Annotated in this window: 15 protein-coding genes; 8 read left to right on the forward strand and 7 right to left on the reverse strand. The window is 62.7% G+C overall.

Annotated elements, in window-relative coordinates; genetic code table 11:
- Position 1 precedes the first annotated feature (1 nt).
- The 6 genes from AC1Q80_RS16480 to AC1Q80_RS16505 all read right to left on the reverse strand — a co-directional run bounded on the left by AC1Q80_RS16480 (position 2) and on the right by AC1Q80_RS16505 (position 6934).
- On the reverse strand, positions 2-1246 hold the full coding sequence (locus AC1Q80_RS16480; RefSeq protein WP_492361144.1) for a hypothetical protein: 1245 nt from the start codon (positions 1244-1246) through the stop codon (positions 2-4).
- Between the two features lie 20 nt (positions 1247-1266).
- On the reverse strand, positions 1267-2604 hold the full coding sequence (locus tag AC1Q80_RS16485; RefSeq protein WP_492361145.1) for an HlyD family secretion protein: 1338 nt from the start codon (positions 2602-2604) through the stop codon (positions 1267-1269).
- A 370-nt stretch (positions 2605-2974) separates the two neighbouring features.
- The gene (locus tag AC1Q80_RS16490) at positions 2975-4099 is read right to left on the reverse strand and encodes a DmpA family aminopeptidase (RefSeq protein ID WP_492361146.1); all 1125 of its coding nucleotides are present in this window, start codon (positions 4097-4099) and stop codon (positions 2975-2977) included.
- Positions 4100-4101: 2 nt separating this feature from the next.
- Positions 4102-4932, reverse strand: coding sequence for an ABC transporter permease (locus tag AC1Q80_RS16495; RefSeq protein ID WP_173421542.1), 831 nt, complete (start codon positions 4930-4932; stop codon positions 4102-4104).
- A 9-nt stretch (positions 4933-4941) separates the two neighbouring features.
- Entirely contained in the window at positions 4942-5841 is a 900-nt protein-coding gene (locus AC1Q80_RS16500; protein WP_492361147.1) for an ABC transporter permease, read from the reverse strand.
- A 1-nt stretch (position 5842) separates the two neighbouring features.
- Positions 5843-6934, reverse strand: a complete 1092-nt coding sequence (locus tag AC1Q80_RS16505) for an ABC transporter ATP-binding protein (protein WP_173421544.1) — start codon at positions 6932-6934, stop codon at positions 5843-5845.
- 165 nt (positions 6935-7099) lie between these two features.
- Between AC1Q80_RS16505 and AC1Q80_RS16510 the strand changes: the two genes are divergently transcribed.
- The 8 genes from AC1Q80_RS16510 (at position 7100) to AC1Q80_RS16545 (ending at position 16789) form a co-directional block, all read left to right on the forward strand.
- Positions 7100-8179: a polyamine ABC transporter substrate-binding protein gene (locus AC1Q80_RS16510; protein ID WP_492361148.1), complete on the forward strand. Its 1080-nt coding sequence runs from the start codon at positions 7100-7102 to the stop codon at positions 8177-8179.
- 101 nt (positions 8180-8280) lie between these two features.
- The gene (locus AC1Q80_RS16515) at positions 8281-9135 is read left to right on the forward strand and encodes a MurR/RpiR family transcriptional regulator (protein WP_492361149.1); all 855 of its coding nucleotides are present in this window, start codon (positions 8281-8283) and stop codon (positions 9133-9135) included.
- A gap of 454 nt (positions 9136-9589) precedes the next feature.
- On the forward strand, positions 9590-10426 hold the full coding sequence (locus AC1Q80_RS16520; protein WP_209789338.1) for a MurR/RpiR family transcriptional regulator: 837 nt from the start codon (positions 9590-9592) through the stop codon (positions 10424-10426).
- A gap of 27 nt (positions 10427-10453) precedes the next feature.
- Positions 10454-11572 carry an ABC transporter substrate-binding protein gene (locus AC1Q80_RS16525; protein WP_412728346.1) on the forward strand — a complete coding sequence of 373 codons (1119 nt, stop codon included), beginning with the start codon at positions 10454-10456 and terminating at the stop codon, positions 11570-11572.
- Positions 11573-11626: 54 nt separating this feature from the next.
- Positions 11627-13375 (forward strand): ABC transporter permease, encoded by a 1749-nt coding sequence (locus AC1Q80_RS16530; protein ID WP_492361150.1) that lies wholly within the window; start codon positions 11627-11629, stop codon positions 13373-13375.
- Positions 13372-14472 (forward strand): ABC transporter ATP-binding protein, encoded by a 1101-nt coding sequence (locus tag AC1Q80_RS16535; RefSeq protein WP_173421548.1) that lies wholly within the window; start codon positions 13372-13374, stop codon positions 14470-14472. Before AC1Q80_RS16530 ends, AC1Q80_RS16535 begins: the two co-directional genes overlap by 4 nt.
- On the forward strand, positions 14469-15074 hold the full coding sequence (locus tag AC1Q80_RS16540; protein WP_209789340.1) for a histidine phosphatase family protein: 606 nt from the start codon (positions 14469-14471) through the stop codon (positions 15072-15074). Before AC1Q80_RS16535 ends, AC1Q80_RS16540 begins: the two co-directional genes overlap by 4 nt.
- A 29-nt stretch (positions 15075-15103) precedes the next feature.
- Positions 15104-16789: a Na/Pi cotransporter family protein gene (locus AC1Q80_RS16545; RefSeq protein ID WP_492361151.1), complete on the forward strand. Its 1686-nt coding sequence runs from the start codon at positions 15104-15106 to the stop codon at positions 16787-16789.
- 169 nt (positions 16790-16958) lie between these two features.
- Here AC1Q80_RS16545 and AC1Q80_RS16550 read toward each other — a convergent pair whose 3' ends face one another.
- Complete coding sequence (locus AC1Q80_RS16550; RefSeq protein WP_077501159.1) at positions 16959-17210, reverse strand: hypothetical protein; 252 nt, start codon at positions 17208-17210, stop codon at positions 16959-16961.
- Between the last annotated feature and the right edge of the window lie 42 nt (positions 17211-17252).

Raw genomic sequence — 17252 nt, forward strand, 5'->3', positions numbered from 1 at the left:
ATCAATTGGCGCGGAAGGGATTGTAAGCTGTGGCTGCGAGAACGGCCCAGGCCGTGGCGCCCAGATGCGGCCGTCGGTAGTACCGAAATGCCCCCCCGACACCCGCAGCGTCGATCGTAAGCCCGGTCGATAATTCCTCGTCGCGGGTGGCAAACAGCCAGCCCGACGCCGCGTCGCGATTGTCCATCACGCTTTCCATCAACCCTTCGGCACGCTCTTCGTCACCCTCCAGCCGAAACATCAGTGCTGCCTGCGCCGTTCCTTCGATCCACATTCCGTCCCGGTCGTCGTTGAAGTCGTAGCCGCCTGGGACTGCGAGTTTGGCGTCGATGCGCAAGGGTGCCTCGTTCCACCCCGCCGGTCGCTCGCCTGCGGGCACGACCATCAGCGGCCATATCTGCACGTCGAGAACGGTGATGCCGTTGCGCACCGGCTTGCCTGACGTGTCGGTGCCGATCAGGAACCCTTGCTCGCCGTCGAACATGCTCGTGACGAAATGCAGGGTCGAGCGCGCAAGTGGATCCCATTGCGGGTCTCCGGTTTCCGACTTCAGCCAGCGCGCGACGGCAAGCGCATCGATATTGTGTTCCGTCGATTTCCACGGGATGGGCTTTGATACCGGGTCGAAGCCGAAATATCCGCCGGTCAGGCCGGCGCTGTCTTCACGAAGTCCGCTCTTCAGCCACGTACCGAGATCGATGGCGCCCTCGAGATAGGCGGGCTCGCGCGTGCGAGCATGAAGCTGGAGCAGGGCGAGTGCGGCCCAGGCGACATTTCCAAGGGCGGTGCTGACCTGATATTCGTCTTCGGCCCAATGGCCCCCGTCGGCATCCCACCATCCGGGAAGGGCAACCGGCACGGTGATTTCGCCGATCCGGTAGGCGTTGCGCAGGCGGCCGTCGCGAAACTGCCGGTCTGTCTTCGATGCGGCCAGCAATGCGTCACCGATCGATCGGGCTGCAGCAATCCTGCCGCAGGCAAGCAAGGCCATGACTGCAAGCGCGTTGTCGTAAGTGAACGCCGCCGTCGCCAGCGGCTGCGGCAAGGCCGTTTCGTTCGGTCCCGGCCGATAACTTGGGATGAAGCCGACCGCCGGAGGCTGCCCGACCGTTTCGTGCTGCACGGCTGCGATCGCATCGCAAAGCGCCTGCGCCGTGCCCTCGGCGGCCGTGGCAGGCGAGGCAAGGCAGGCAAGGCAGGCGATCGCCACGGCCCGTGATCCCAGGGCAAGGGGTGAGCGAGACATCAGCCGAAACCTCACAAACGTCAGAGTGCTTTCTCACGAATGCCGGTGCTGTCGGGCTTCATCGCCACGGCCAGCGTGGTGGTGGCGGCAAGGCGGGCACCGCGGGGCGAAACACGCGTGATCTTCGCCTGCTCGCCTGGGGTTGCCGTGGGAGCGTCCGTAAACGCTGCCAGGTGCTGCCGGAGCTGGCCGGCATAACCGGCAAGCGCGCTCGACGTGTTGTCGAGCTGGCGGCGGGTCCACACGACCCAGGTTTTCGGCATGCTGACAGTCACCCACGTGCCGACTTCGCAGAACTTGTTCACGACCCCATTGTCCGAATGCGCCGCATCGGGGGTTATGAAGGCGTAGAGTTCGCGCCGTTCCGTCGGCGGAAATGGCACGGCATAGTCGAGATCGACCCGCTCCGTCGTCTTTGGCACCAGTCGCTCGACGCGGCCATGAACCGGACCGTCCCAGCCGTCGGCCTCCACCGTCACGCTTGCCCCCAATGATAGGCTTTGTGCCTGGCGCTCGGAGAAGATGGCGACGACGAAGGCATCGGCACAGCTGACGGATTCTGCCAGAGTGTCGCCACCGCTGACCTGCTTTCCGACCTGTGCCACGGTCTTGAAGAGCTTTGCCTGCGCGGAGATCGCCACATCGGCGCGAACGAGCTTGGCGATGCGTTCTTCTTCCGCTTTCGCCAGAGCCTTCAGCTGGTCGATGCGCGCCTGGATGGTTGCAGTCTGGATGCTGATCTGCGAGCGGTCGGCCTTCACATTGCGGATTTCTCGCTGAAGGTCCTGCAACGATTGCTGTTCGCCGCCGACGAAGATGCCCGAGCGGGCATTGCCGAGATCCGCACTCAACATCTCGACCCGCAATCTGGCGGCTACGATCTTCGTATCCTCAAGTTTCAGCGTATTGGCAAGCTCATCCCGGTTGCCGGCGATCACGCCCTTTTTCACGAGGCCGAGTTTCCGCACCGCGGCGTTCTTCTCGTTGGCGGACGACAGGCTGACGATTTCCAGGTGGGCTTGCGCGTTGCGCAGGTCGTTGTCTGACCGAATGATGATCGCCGCCTGTTGGCGGTCCAGGTCTCGTTCGAGATCGGCGATGCGGCGCAGATAGTCCGCGTGGATCGATTGCTTGAGCGCCAGATCGTTCTGAAGCGACGTCAGCTCGATCGTCAGGCCGATCAAGGTCGAGCGGTCGACGCGGTCGTTTTCGATCGTTGCAAGCGGGAGGTTGCCGTCGGCTTCACTGTTGACCTCGACCACGCGCCCGCCGATCGGCGAGGTGATTGAAACGACCGGGGCGTTGGTGACGGCGCGTGTCGTTGATGATGAGAAGACCGGCGGTGCAATCGTTGTCATGAACGTCGATCCGACAACACCGAGCACACCAAGAGATAAAATTCTGACTGATTTAGTATGATTTGTAGAAATGTCTTTGTTTGTCTTGGAAGACATAGCTTTAATCTCCAACGGTGATTTTTATGCTACGCATCCTCCCATGTTTTTAAGGGTTACATGTCGTCGATACCCCGTCAAGGTCGAATATTAGTAAATTATTGATCAATATATACGCATTTATTGCATCGTTTAACGGCATCTGTCCTTGCGTTGATCAGCTGCACAAGAAATGAGCGGCACGCCAAATCCACTGCCGGGGTCACCGCAAACGGCGAGGAGTGCCGGCCGGCGTGGGGCAATCGAGATTGCGCCCGGCCGGGAGCGGGCGGTGTCAGCGCCCGTATTTGCGCATGACCTCAACCAGCGGACCATGCTTGATGGCATCGATCTTGAAACGGTCGTGCGCTGTACCGCCTGAATCTTCCGCCGCCAACATGGCATTGACCACCGCCTCTTCGACGCTGTCGACCGTGGCCAGATAGACGGGATCGAGCATTTCGTCATTGACGATTTCGAGCGTCAGGCGCGGCGGGGCGCGGTGCGCCATCGGCTGCGGATTGGCGGTCGAAAACGCCAGGAAGATGTCGCCGGAATTGTTGCCGCCGGGCGTGCCGTTGCGGCCGATTCCGATAGCCGCGCGGCGGGCGAGGCGCTGCAACTGATGCGGAGCCATCGGCAGATCGGTGGCGATGACGACGATGATCGAGCCGCGTTCCTGCATTTGGCTCTGCGGCGTGCCATCGCGCATGTGTTCCCCGACCGGTACGCCGCAGATCGTCAGCCAGTCGCGCTGACCGTGGTTGGCCTGCACAAGCGTGCCGATCGTGTAATCACGCCCGCCGAATTCGACCAGCCGCGAGGCGGTGCCGGTGCCGCCCTTGAAGCCATAGGCGATCATGCCGGTGCCGCCGCCGCAATTGCCTTCCTGAACAGGTCCGCCCACGGCCGCGTCGAGTGCCGATCGAACCTCCGGCTCGCCGATCGGCTGGCCGTTGATGTCGTTGAGTACGCCGTCATAGGTCTCGGCGACCACCGGCATGATCCAGAGAAAATCGTCGCTGTCATAGGTGGAGGCATAACGCTCCAGCATCCACTTGATCGTGGCGTGATGGGTCATGCCCACAGCGTGAGTGTTGGTGATCATCACCGGCCCGAGGAAAAAGCCGCCATCCTCGATCCAGTGGGTGCCGGTCATTTCACCGTTGCCGTTGAAACGATGCACGCCGGCATAGACCGGGACCGGCACGTCCGAGCCCGCGTGCGGCAGGATGGCGGTGACCCCGGTTCTCACCGGGCGCTTGCGGCCCGGGCGAGGTACGTCCTCAGAGATAGTGTGGAAGCCGACGGCAATGCCTTCGACATCGGTGATGGCGTTGAAAGGGCCGGTGCGGCCGGAAAACGGCAGGCCGAGGTCGCGGGCGCGGGCTTTGGTGGTGGGAGTGTTCTTATTGTCCATGATCATTTCTGCCGGGAGCGGAGGTAGAGGCCAAGCGAGGCGACGACGAAGGAGAAGGTCAGCATCATCACGGCGATCGCATTGATCTCCGGCTTGATGCCGCGCCGAAGCATGGCGAAGATGAACATCGGCAGTGTCGTCACGTCGACGCCGGCGATGAAGTAAGTGATGACAAGATCGTCCATCGAGATGATGAAGGCGAGCAGGGCGCCGCCGACGATGCCGGGCAGAAGCTGCGGCAGCACCACGCGGCGAAAGGTCGTCCATTCGTCGGCGCCGAGATCGGCCGAGGCGTTTTCCAGCGTGCGGTCCATGCCCGCAAGGCGCGCCGAGACGACGATGAACACATAGGAAATCAGGAAGGTGCACTGGCCGATGATGATCGTCGTCAGGCCGAGGTGGATGCCCGAATTGACGAAGAAGATCAAAAGCGCGATGCCGAGCACGATGTCGGGCATCAGCATCGGCATGAACATGATCACCCGATAGAAGCGCTGGCCGAGAAAGTCGAAACGGTAGAGGCCGATCGCGATTGCCGTGCCGAACACGGTGGCGATCAGCGTCGTGGAGGTGGCGATGACGAGGCTGTTCCACACGGCCTGGAGAAGCTGGCCGGTCGATTCGATATAGAGCGCGTTTTCGGACACCGTCGTCTTGAAGCCCAGCACCTGCGCGTACCATTCGGTGGTGAAGCCGGTCCAGGTCATCATGTTGACCGGGTTGGAATTGAATGAATAGACGGCGATCACCACCAGCGGAATGTAGATGAAGGCGAAGAAGAGGCCGGTGTAGGCGACGAGGCTGCCGCGGAAGAGGGATTGAGCGATCTTCATGGGGAGACCTCAACGATTGAGCGCGGCGTCGGCGCCGCGGCGGCCCGATGCGAACACGTAGACGAGCAGCAGCACCAGCATCACGCTCATGACCATCATCGCCAGCGCCGAGCCGAAGGGCCAGTTGCGGGCGGCCAGGAACTGCTGCTCGATCAGGTTGCCGAGCATCATCACCTTGGCGCCGCCGAGGATGGCCGGAACGACGAAGTTGCCGAGCGCCGGGATGAAGACGATGATCGCACCGCCGACGATACCGGGGGCCGTCAGCGGCAGGATGATGCGCCAGAAGGTGCGGATTGGGCCGGCGCCGAGATCGAGCGAGGCGCGCACCAGCGTCCAGTCCAGCTTCTCGACGCTGGCATAGACCGGCATGAACATGAACGGGATGAAGACATAGACCATGCCGAGAATGATGGCGCCGTCCGTATAGATCAGGTCCAGCGGCCGGGCGATCATGCCCGTCGACAGCAGCATCTCGTTGACGAGGCCGGTCTGGCGCAGGATCAGCACCCAGACGAACAGGCGAACGATCAGGCTGGTGAAGAAGGGTAGCGTAATGAGGAACAGGCAGAAGTTCTTCCACCGCTCCGATAACCGGGCAATGCAGAAGGCTGCGGGATAGCAGACGAGCAGGGCGGCCAGAACCGTCAGTGCCGCGATCTTTACCGAGCGGAGGAAGATGGCGATGTAGACGGGATCGAAATCCTCGAACATCGGATCGGCAAAACCGAGGATGCGGCCGAAGTTGTGGGGATAGAAGGTCCACTCGACGCCGCCGTAAAGCCCCGGTGCCAGAAAGCTCGTGACCATCATGATCGCCAGCGGGCCAAGGAAGAACACGGCAAGGAACAGGGAAACGGGACCGAGCAGGACGGCGAGCTGGACGCGGCGGCGAATGGCGATCGACATCTCACGCCTCCGCGCACGGTTGAATGAGGTGAACGGCGGCCGGATCATAGGCGAGCCTGGCGCGGCGCGTTCGCTCGATCTCGCCGATCAGGCTGCGGCGGCCGGCTGGGATCTCGGCGACGATCTTTCTGCCTGCCGGTGTGCGGCCGAACAATTCGAAGGTCGAGCCGACGAACACGATCGCTTCGAGGTCGACGTCAAGCGTGGGGGACGGCTCTCCCGCGTCGGCGAGAAAGAATTGTTCCGGACGGATCAGCGCAGTCGCGGCACCCGACGTTGTCGACGGGGTTCGCCGATAGCGAATTTCCGTGCCGTCGCTGGTCATCAACCGGTCGCCATCGATCCGCCCCTCGAACAGGTTGCTCGCGCCGATGAAGGTGGCGACGAAACTGTTAACCGGACGGTCGTAGATCGCCCGCGGCGTATCGAGCTGCTGGATGCGACCGCCGGAGAGAACCGCGACGCGATCCGACATCGTCAACGCCTCCTGCTGGTCGTGGGTTACGAAGATGAAGGAGATGCCGAGCTCGTGCTGCAACGTCTTCAGCTCGATCTGCATGGCCTGGCGCAGGTTCTTGTCGAGGGCGGAAAGCGGCTCGTCGAGCAAAAGCAGTTTTGGACGGGCGATGATGGCGCGGGCCAGGGCGACGCGCTGCTGCTGGCCGCCTGAGAGCTGGCGCGGACGCCTGCCCTCCATGCCTTCAAGTCCCACCATCTTCAGTGCCGCTGCCACCTGTTCGCGTCGCTTTGCCTTGGCGACGCCAGCAACTTCAAGTGCGTAGGCGGTGTTTTCGCCGACGGTCATGTGCGGAAACAGCGCGTAGTTCTGGAACACGGTATTGACGGGGCGGCGGTAGGGCGGCCTGTCGGTCATGTCCTCGCCGTCGATCAGGATGCGTCCGCCGTCGAGTTCGACGAAGCCGCTGATCGCCTGCAACAGCGTGGTCTTGCCGCAGCCGGATGGACCGAGCAGCGTCAGGAACTCGTTGCGCCGCACCTGAAGATCGATGGCGTCGAGCGCGGTCACGCTCCCGCCTTCCGGAGTGGCGAAGGCTTTGCTCGCCCCCTCCAGCCGGACAATGGAATCCTGCATCAGTCATTCCCCAAAATGTTATTTAAATAACGCTTGTGCGTTTTGGATATATGGATACCATTTGTTCATCGGTGTCAACGGCCGCAGAAGCCGGAGCCGGCAAGGACCAGGGAACGGTCCGATCCTGGGGCGCCAAGCCCCACGAACCATCAGAGGAGACTATCGATGACAAAAGCAAGCCGCGTCGTCTGGGCGACCAAGGCCAAACTCTTGGGCTCCACGCGGGCCGCCGCATTCTCGCTGTCCGCCTTGTTCGCCATGGCCGGCCTTGGCCAGGCGGCCGAACTCAACATCTACAACTGGGGCGAATACATCAATCCGGCCGTCCTGAAGAAGTTCGAGGAAGAGACGCAGATCAAGGTCAATCTTTCCACCTATTCCTCCAACGAGGAGATGCTGGCGAAGATCCAGGGCGGCGCCACCGGCTACGACGTCGTCTTTCCGTCGGTCCACATGCAGGACATCATGTCCAAGCTCGACCTCTTGGAGAAGACCGACATCAATGCCTATGAAGGTTTCAAGAACATCGACCCGGCATTCCTGAGGGCAAAGAGCGACCCGAAGGGCGAGTATTGCTTGCCCTATGCCTTCGGAACCGTCGGCATCGTCTACAATCGCAAGGTGCTCGGCAAGGACGTCGTCGGCTGGAAGGACCTGATCGCGACCGTCAAGGAAAAGGGGCTGAAGTTCACCCTGCTCGACGACATGCGCGAAGTTCTGGCCGTCGGTTTGATTCTCAACGGCCACAAGGTCAACTCGACCGACCCGGCCGAGCTGCAGCAGGCGGCCGATACGATCATCGCGATGAAGCCTGACGTCGCTGCATTCACCTACGATACGCGGCCGATGGTGCAGTCTGGCGACGTGGCCGCCGGCCATTTCTTCGTCGGCGCGATGGTCGATGTCTTCGCCAACCAGAAGGACCTCGGCTACGTGATCCCGGAGGAAGGGGCGACCATGTACCAGGAGGATATGTGCGTGTTGAAGACCGCGCCCAACAAGGACAGCGCCATGAAGTTCATGGAGTTCTACACCCGTCCGGAAGTGGCAGCCCTCAACGTTTCCCAGCAGACCAATGGCACCGCCAACGTGCCGGCGCGGCAATTGACCCCCGACCAGATCAAGAATAGCAAGGAAATCAATCCGACGCCCGAAACGATGCAACGGCTCCAGATCTTCGAGGACCTGGGCTCCGGCGTGCGCCAACTCGATCGCGTCTGGACCAAGGTGAAGACGGCGCAGTAACGGCGGAAAGATCGGCAATTCCGCCCGCATGCAGCATATTTTGCGTCGGATATCGGGCGCGCGGCACTACAAGCGGGCGGAAATACCTCCGGGGAGGGGATGTGGCACAACGAATCCTGAAGCTCGTGCAGAGCGAGGAACTCAGGCGGTCGAAATCCGACAGGCTGATTGCGCATTACATCGAGCGCAATCTGGCCGAGATCCCGTTCGAGACGGCAAAGTCGATCGCAAGCCGTCTCGAGCTGTCGCCAATGACCGTCGGGCGCTACCTCCGGCGCATGGGTTTCGATGGGCTCGACCAGCTGAAGCACGAACTGCGGCGCGGCAGCTCCAACCCGGCCTGGCAGGTGAAGGGGCCGGTCGACCGACTGCGCGAAGACATTCGCGAGGGCAAGCTGCTCGCCGGCTTGATCCAGGAACAGATCAACAATCTCGGTCTGGTCTACGAGCTGACGACCTCGCCGGAGTGGCAACAGGCGATCGAAGCGCTGATCGGCGCCAGCGAGGTCTATGTCGCCGCCTATCAGAACGTGCGCGGCATCGCCCAGTATTTTGCCAGCCAGCTCTCCTATACCCGCTCGCGGGTTCAGTTCGTCGATGGCCTGAACGGCACCTATTCGGAACTGCTAGACGGTTCGGTCGAGGGGCGCGTGCTGTTCCTGCACGATGTCAGGCGCTTTGCGGCCAAGGCGAAGCCGCTTGCGATGGAAGCGCGCCGCGCCGGCGTCAAGGTTATCCTCTACACCGACGAATATTGCCCCTGGGCAGCGGAAGTGTCGGATATCTGCCTGGTTGTCCCGGGTTCGCACGGCCCCCTATGGGACGGCGCGGCGACGACCATCGCCGTTATGGACCTGATGCTCAGCAACATTATCGTCGTTCTCGGCGACGAGGTCAGCGAGCGCGTCGGCATGTTGACGCGGCTTCAGGACGTGTTCGGCGACTTCGAGGCTTGAGCAGCGCCAAGGGCGCTCCACTTGCGCTGCCTTCGTTAGTCGTCGCGGGAGGCCTGCTGCCTCCTTTCCAAAATGCTTTCCCATGGGCCGCGATTGAACATCGTGGTGGCCAATGGATGCCCTGCTGACCATACCGATGTTTCGGTGCCAACCGCCGTTGCAGCCGCCCGCGCCTTCGACCGCCGTCCCGCTGATCGGCGGCACGGCGTCCGATCCTTTGCGGGTCTTTGCAAAGATTTTTGTCGGCACCATTCTGCACTGTCGCAAGTGCCAGTTTTCTACCGACTTTGGCGCCGATTTCGTCCGATAGCTGCAGAAAACCCCAGAAATTGGACTGACTTTCGAGCATTGGACCAAGCCTTGCAGGGTCTTGCAAGGATTCTTGCGGGTGTTGCCTTGACTGCAAGATCGTTTGCTTGAACGATGGGTCACGCAAAGAAACTTGTAGAGCGCCATGACACTCATCGATCGCATAAAGGCACAATCGAAAAGGCTGACCGAGGCGGATCAGAAGCTGATCGCGACGATGCTTGAGAACCGGGCGGAGGCTGCCTTTTTGTCCGGGCCGCAGCTGTCGCAGCGCGCCAGCGTTCATGAGGCAACGGTGACCCGCCTGGCGCAGAAGCTCGGATACCGCGGCTTTCCCGACCTGCGGGCGCAGCTGCAGCGTGAGGTGCTTGACGATCAGGATGCCGCGACCCGAATGCGCCGCTCGGTCGCCAAGGTCGAGCACGGCGACTACCTGACCGACCTGATCGCGGCCGAGATTTCGGCCCTGGAGACACTCGCGCGTTCGGTGCCGCAAGGTGACGTGGACCTGGCCGCCGACATGATCTTCGAGGGGCGCCGGGTGTTCGTGTTCGGTCAGGGGCACGCGCAGTCGGTCGCCGGCTTCCTGCAGCGCCGGCTCGACCGCTTCGGCATGACGACGATCGCGCTGACCGGCCGTGGTCGCGATATCGCCGAGCGCATGGTCAGCATGGACAAGAACGACATCGTCGTCGCACTCGCCTTTCGCAAGCAGCCGCAAAGCTATGCGCCGCTGGTGCAACATGCCCGGCGCGTCGGCGCGCGGACGATTTTGATTTCGGACCTTGCCGGCCCGCTGATGGAGCCGGTTGCGGACCTGATGCTCGCAGCACCCCGCGGGCGTTCGGGAAGCGAGTTTCAGACACCGACCATTCCGTTTGCCATCGTCAACGGCATCGTCCTGACGATTGCCGGCAGGCATGAGCGCGAGGTGATCGGCAGGCTGGAGAAACTGTCGGAGCTGTTCAACGACTTCGATTGACTGGGGAAAATGGAGGAGGAAACCATGTTGAAACGACTGATGAAGTCCGCACTTGCGGCCTGCGTCGTGCTGCCGACGGCAGTTACGGCGGCAGATCTGGATGGCATGACACCCGAGCAGCTGCTGCCGCTCGCACAGAAGGAGGGCAGCGTCACCGTCTTCTCATTATCGAGCCGCATCGCCAAGATCGAGAAAGCCTTCGAGGAAACCTATCCGGGCATCGATCTGATCGGTCTCGACATGAGTTCGACGAAGCAGATCGCGCGCCTGGAAGCCGAGCAGCAGGCCGGCGTGCATGCCGTCGACGTGCTCTACATCGCCGACACGCCGGTGGTCTTCAGCAAGCTTCTCGAAGCCAAGCGCATCGTCAACTACGTGCCGCCGCGCGTGGCAGGTCAGATCGACGATCGTTACAAGGGGCCGCTGCTCACCCAGCGCCTGTCGACCAAGGTGCTGATGTACAACGAGAAGGCTTTTCCCGGCGGCTCACCGGTCACCAATCTGTGGCAGCTGACCCAGCCGGAGTGGCAGGGCAAGGTGCTGATGGTCGATCCGAGCCAGCGTGGCGAACTGCTCGACCTCCTGACCGAGATCGCACTCCATCCGGATGAGATGGCCGCGGCCTACAAGGCGCAGTTCGGCAAGGATATTGCCGTGGACGCCGATCTTCAGGGCGCCGGCGAGCAGTTCATCAAGGATCTCTTTGCCAACGACCTGATCCTCGTCCCCAACAGCGACGTGCTCAACAAGTCGGTCGGCGACGCAACGGCCAAGAACCCGCCCGTCGGCTTTGGCACCTATTCGGACCGCCGCGACAACGAGAAGGAAGGATGGGCGCTGCAGGTCGCCAACAATGTCGAGCCGGCCAACGGCATTCTGTTTCCCGCGATTCTGACGATTGCCGACAAGGCACCGCATCCGGCCGCCGCGCGGCTGCTGATCGACTTCATGTTCGGCGACGACACGCCGACGGGAGGTGCCGGCTTTGAGCCCTTCAACGTTCCCGGCGATTATGCCACGCGCACGACCATCGCCCACCATCCGGACTCCGTCAAACTCGGGGAGCTGAAGGCCTGGACTATCGACCCGGCCAAGACCGCCGCCGCCCGCGGACGCGTCTCCGATCTCATCATCACGCTTCAATAACAGGCTGTTTGCCGGCGCAACTGAGCTTGCGCCGGCAAACGCCGAGGTTCGCAAATGACATTCATATCGACCTTCGCGCCATCGGGCGGTCGCCGGCTGCTCCGATCAGGCTTCGTCATGCCGGCAATCCTCGTTGCCATCGTCGCCATCCTGGTGGTGGCGCCGCTTGTGCGCATTCTTCTGTCGACGCTCACCCCTGAAGGCATCGCGGCCTGGCAGGCGGTGCTTGTCAGCCCGCTGTCCTTCAATCTTTGGTGGCGACCGCTGTTCAACACCATGGTTCTCGGCTTCGGGGTCGCCAGCGGCTGCCTCATCCTCGGCGGATTTCTGGCCTGGCTGGTGGTTCTGACCGACGTGCCCGGACGTCGCCTGCTCGGACTTATGGGGACCTTGCCCTATATGATCCCGAGCTTCGCTGCGGCGCTCGCCTGGGGAACGCTGTTTCGAAATTCCCGCCTCGGCGGTTCCGCTGGCTTCTTCGAGACCAATGGCCTTGCCATTCCTGACTGGCTCGCCTGGGGGCTGGTGCCGACCGCGATCGTACTGATCGCCCACTACTACTCGCTCGCCTATACGATTATCGCCGCAGCCCTGAGTTCGGTCGGCGCGGATCTGGTTGAGGCGGGGCAGATGGCCGGTGCCAAACGGCCGCGCATCTTCTTCGGCATCATCCTGCCCGTGGTCACGCCGGCCCTGATCGCCGCCGCTTCTCTTACCTTTGCCGGCGCCGTCGCCAACTTCGCAGCGCCCGCACTTCTTGGCCTGCCGGTGCGCATGCAGACGCTTTCCACCCGCCTCTTCGGCATGATCGAAACCGGTCAAAACGAGCGCGGCTTCGTGCTCGCTCTGCTTCTGATCGCCGTGTCGGCGCTGTTTCTCTGGATGTCGGACCGCATCGTCTCTGGCCGCAAGGCCTTCGTCACGGTCACCGGCAAGGGCGGTCGCACGAAACGCTTTCCGCTCGGTGCCTGGCGCTGGCCGCTCTTCGCGGTTGCCGTAACCATCGGTCTTCTGACCACCGTGGTACCGGTTCTGGTGCTCGCCGCCTCAAGCCTTGCGCCGCAAAGCGGCGCGCTGTTTTCGAACTGGACGCTGCATTTCTGGATTGGCGAAGGCGGCGGCGAAATTGCGCAGGGGCAGGCGGGTATCTTCCGCAACCCCGTGCTGATCGACGCCCTCTGGAACACGATCCGCCTTGGCCTTGTCGTCGCGCTGACGACGATGCTGCTGGGCCTCGCGCTCGCCTACACCATCGTCCAGCGCCGTGGCAGCCTGCTGGCCACGATCCTTTCCCAGCTTGCCTTCGTCCCGCTTCTGGTGCCGAGCATCGCCTTTGCCGCCGCCTATATTGCCCTCTTTGGTGCACCGATCGGTCCGCTGCCTTCGCTTTATGGTACCTTCGCGCTGCTGGTGATTGCGGCATCTGCGCATAATCTCCCCTTCGCGGTGCAGTCCGGCCGATCGGTCCTCGGCCAGATCTCTGCCGACATTGAGGAGAGCGCGCGGCTGACTGGGGCAGGCCTGCTTCGCCGGTTGTTCGCGATCATCTTCCCGCTGGCAATCCGCGGTCTGTTTGCCGGAGCGATCCTCGTCTTCGTCAAGATGGTGCGTGATCTCTCGCTGGTCGTGCTCCTGTTCACCGCGACGTCGCCCGTGCTCAGCATGGTCGCCTATCGTTATGCCGCGGAGGGCTTCATGCAGTTCGCCAATGCCATCACCCTCGTCATCCTTATCGTCTGCCTTGCGGCCTCGTTTCTGGCCCATGGCCTCCAGAACCGCGTCCAGAAATGGAAACAACCATGAACGCACTTGCAACCGGCGCCGCGGACGCCATCGAGATCCGCAACCTCGTCAAGCGATTTGGCGCCTTCACCGCGGTCAAGGATGTCAACATATCGGTACCAGCCGGCTCGTTCCTGGTCCTCGTAGGCCCCTCGGGCTGCGGCAAGTCGACATTGCTGCGTATGCTGGCGGGACTGGAAGGTCCGAGTGAAGGCGAGATCGCCTTTGTCGGCCAGACCGTGTCGAGCGGTGCGGGGGGCGTGATTGCCGATGCCGGTCGCCGCAACGCCGGGCTTGTCTTCCAGAGCTATGCGCTCTGGCCGCACATGACGGTCGCCGGCAACATCGCATGGCCTTTGAAGGTTGCTCGGTGGCCGCGCGAAAAGCGCGATCGCCGTGTCAAAGAGGTGCTCGCCCTGCTCGGCATCGGCGCGCTTGCCGAGCGTTATCCCGCGGAAATCTCCGGTGGCCAGCAGCAGCGCGTGGCGATCGCCCGCACCATCGCGCCGGAGCCGAGCATTCTGCTGTTTGACGAACCCCTGTCGAACCTTGATGCCAAGCTGCGTATCGAGATGCGCAGCGAATTGATGCGGATCCACAGGGCAACCGGTGCTACCTCTGTCTATGTCACGCATGATCAGGTAGAGGCCATGACCATGGCGACGCATGTCGCCGTGCTCAACAATGGCCGCGTCGAGCAGTTCGGCAAGCCGATCGAACTGCTGCGCAATCCGGCCACGACCTTCGTCGCCACCTTTCTCGGCACGCCGCCGGCCAATCTTTTGCCGGCACGCCGGGTCGCGGACATGTTCGTCTTCAACGATACACCGCTGACCTCGGGTTCCATCGCGCCCGGTCACGACGCGGTACAGCTCCTCTATCGCGCCGAAGACGTGTCTGTTGGCGCGGTGGCGGACAAGCCTTCGGTCACCGCGCGTTTCGCGGAGGCCGCGCCGATTGCCGGACGCACGATGGTCACGGCCATGCTCGGCGAACTCAGGATCACCGGCATGGCGGAAGGTTATTTCAGCGCCATGCCTGGCGACCCCGTCACACTGTCATTCATACGGACCCCTGACGCAGTCTTTGCCGTCAGCGGAGAAAGGATAACTCAATGAGGCTGATCCTCATGCGCCATGGCGAAACCGAGTGGAACGCCGAACAACGACTACAGGGCCAGGACAACTCGCTTCTGTCCGAGCGCGGCATGGCCCAGGTCCGGCGGTTCCGTCCCTATGCCAAGGCGCTAAAGCCTGCGCGCATCATCGCCTCCGATCTCGGCCGGACTCGGCAGACCGTTGCGCTCATCGGGCATCCAGATGCACCCTCCGACGAGCGCTTTCGCGAGCTCGACATGGGAGAATGGACGGGGCGGCGCAAGCCGGAGCTGATCGCCGAGCGCCCGGAGGATTACACCGCCTGGCGCGCCGGGACATTCACGCCCGCCAATGCCGAAACCTGGATCGCCTTTCGCAACCGCGTCGCCGACGGGGTTCGCGACTGGATGTCGCGAACGGATGGCGACCTGCTCGTGGTGGCGCATGGCGGCGTCATCCGCGCGGCCTGCCACGAATTTCTGGACCTGCCACCCTCGCGCGTCGTTCCCGTCACGCCGGGAACGGCAACCATCCTGAACTTCCCCGTGGCGGACCGGTCTGCAGCGCAGCTCGAAGGCTACAACATTGGATCTGTCGCTCCCGACATATCTGTCGCCGATTGATCGCCTGAAGCGCAAGGGCCTCGCACAACATGAATTCCGGAACGTTTGTCATTGTGGAACTGCTCGGCGGCGTCGCGCTGCTGCTCTGGGGCGTGCGGATGGTGCGGACCGGGGTCATGCGCGGTTGGGGTGACCGGCTGCAGCGCTTCGTCGAGCAGCGGCTCTCCAACCGGCTGACCGCGTTCGGTGGTGGTATCGCCGCCACCGCCGTTCTCGGTAGCGCCACGGCGATGGCGCTGATCATCGCCGGCTTGGCAGGGGCTGGCGCTATCGGGTCGGCGACGGGCCTTGCGGTGCTGCTGGGGGCCGATATCGGCTCGGCGCTCGTTTCCGGCCTGTTCGCGTCGGGCTCGTCGCTGGCAACGACGATGGCGCCACTCTTTCTGTTCGCGGGCTATCTCACCTTCGGCGCGTCGAGCGAGTTTCGCCCGCGAAATGCCGGCCGGATCATGATGGGGCTTGGTCTCATGCTCCTGGCACTGAAGGTCATCGTTTCGGCGACGGCTCCGTTGCGGGAGGCCACGCTGTTTCACGACGTTCTGGCGGCGATTGCCAACGAGCCGGTTCTCGGCTTCCTCGTCGGTGCGATCCTCGCCTGGTTCTGCCATTCGACCCTGGCGGTCATTCTGTTGATCGCATCGCTCATGACCAATGGCAGCCTGGAGGTGGCCGGCGCCGTGCCTTTGATCCTCGGCGTCAATTTCGGCGGCGGCCTGCCTGCCGTCAGCGCGACCCTCGATCAGCCGTCTGTCGCCCGCAAGCTTCCGGTCGCCAATCTGCTCTGCCGTGGCTTTCTGGCCGTGGTGCTGCTGCCGCTGTCACGACAGATCGTCGATCTTGCCGGGCATCTGCCGATAGACCCCTTGCATGTTGCGGTCGGGCTCCATGCCGCGTTCAATCTTGTGGTCGCAGCCGTGTTCCTGCCGATCACCCCAGTCGTCGTGCGTATTGTCGACCGGTTGATCCCGAATGCCGCGACCGCCGACGATCCCCTGGCGACGCCGCGCTATCTCGACAGCGCCTCGTTGGCAACGCCAGCCATTGCGCTTTCCAATGCGACGATGGAGACGATCCGGATGAGCGAGTTGCTGGAGCGCATGTTCCTGACGTCGCTGACCGCGCTGTCTTCCAGTCGGCTGGAGGCATTGAAGGAGGTCAACGCCATCGATCTCAAGCTCGGGACCTACATGGGCTCGGTCCATGCCTATCTCGGCCGCCTGGCCCAAGGCGAGCTTTCGGCAGTCGACACCCGCCGTGCCTTCGAGATCATGCTCTTTGCCAGCAATATCGAGCATGCCGGCGACGTCATCAAGCTCAACCTGGCTGACCGCATCCGGGCAAAGATCAGGCAGGACATTGAGCTCGCGCCGAGCCAGCGCGAGGCCATCGACAGGCTTTGCGAGGAGGTGGCCTCCTCGCTGCGGCTGGTGCCCGCGGCCCTTTCGTCACGCGACGTCGGTGCGGCAGCTCGTCTGGCTTCGCAGAAGGACCGCTTCCGCGCGCTTGAAGAGCGCGCAATCAACGGGCATCTCGGCCGGGAAGGCATGGAAAAGGGCGTCAGTTTGAGCAGCAACGCCCTGTTCATCGATCTCGTCGGCGACCTGCACCGGATCAATTCGCACATAGCCGCTGCGGCCTACCCGCTGATCCAGGCGGCGGGATTGCTGAACGAGACCCGCCTTCGCACGTCTGCCTTAAGCGAACGGCTCGCGTGAGAGACCAACGGGGTCGGTGCAATGACCGGCCGGATGGCCTTGTCGCGTCTGTCTACAGACGAACAAGGTTGTCTTCTCTTGGCAACGGACGGAGTGCTATGCCGAGGCGTAAGGGGCAACCCTCGCCCCCCTATCGCATCTCGTGACGATCTATCTTCGCTGACGCTTGTCAGTGCAGTGCAGAGGGCATCACGAACACGGACATGCCGTCCTCTTCGACGGCGCTCAGAAATTCGGCGAGCGCGGCCGCATCGGTCGCAAACAGGTCTTCCCAGCGCGTCGACATGCCCTGGCTATCGGTGACTTCGAGCGCCCATTCGTTGCCGTCCTCGACGCGGGAGATTTCGACTGTCACAGTGATTCCGTCGCGCGAGAATTCCTGCGAGAGCGGGGACAGGACGATTTTCGGTTCTTCGTTCATGCGACACCTTTTGCCATGTCGGTTGGATCGATCCGTCGAACC

The sequence above is a fragment of the Ensifer sp. GW823-FHT05D09 genome, from assembly GCF_058795755.1.